The 411-nt window shown below is 59.9% G+C and carries 1 protein-coding gene; it reads left to right on the forward strand.

Annotation, left to right across the window (positions count from 1 at the left end; all coding sequences use genetic code 11):
• Positions 1-411, forward strand: a 411-nt coding sequence (locus BLX24_RS33270; protein WP_177226018.1) for a hypothetical protein, incomplete at both ends; no start/stop codon positions are given.

A 411-nucleotide genomic window follows, 5' to 3' on the forward strand; every position in this document is an offset into this window, starting at 1 on the left:
CTGGCGCCGCTCACCAACCTGACGGCCTTGACTGGCATCATCCCGGTAAACACTGCCACTCCGGGCGTACAAAGCCTTAGCCTGATCTGTAACAATGGCGGCTGTATCAGCCCGACACAGATCCTGAGCCTGTCGGTTCTTAATCCGGTGCTGAACGTGGTACAGGGCGCACTGGCCTGCGTAGGTCAGGCCACATCGCTGACCTTGCTGCCAACCAACTTCCTGCTGAATGATCCGCTGGTTAGTGTTGGCATTACCGGTCCGGCCGGTGTAACGGTCGGTGCTCTGGGATCGAACGGTGTCGTATCCATCGGCGGACTGAGCACGACGGCCACCACACTGACGGTTAGCCTCAGCGTAGCGGGCGTACAAATTCTGAGCCTGCCGGTATCGGTATCAGCCCTGCCGCTG

It is taken from the genome of Arsenicibacter rosenii, from assembly GCF_001870735.1.
In the GTDB taxonomy this organism is placed as follows: Bacteria; Bacteroidota; Bacteroidia; order Cytophagales; family Spirosomataceae; genus Arsenicibacter; species Arsenicibacter rosenii.